Raw genomic sequence first — 220 nt, forward strand, 5'->3', positions numbered from 1 at the left:
CAAGCTGGCCCTCACGCCCGCCGGCTGCCAGCGGCGCGACGAGCTGGTGCTGGGGCCTGTGCCGCGCCCAGGCCCTGCCGGTGGCCGTGAGCATGGGCGTGCTGGCCACCGACAAGCTCGGCAAGCTGGCCCTCACGCCCGCCGGCTGCCAGCGGCGCGACGAGCTGGTGCTGGGGCCTGTGCCGCGCCCAGGCCCTGCCGGTGGCCGTGAGCATGGGCG

At 77.7% G+C, this 220-nt stretch carries 1 pseudogene; it reads left to right on the forward strand.

Annotated elements, in window-relative coordinates:
• Window positions 1–220: pseudogene (locus tag BEN49_RS28705) on the forward strand (hypothetical protein); the annotation flags it as partial.

This window comes from Hymenobacter coccineus, from assembly GCF_001816125.1.
In the GTDB taxonomy this organism is placed as follows: Bacteria; Bacteroidota; Bacteroidia; order Cytophagales; family Hymenobacteraceae; genus Hymenobacter; species Hymenobacter coccineus.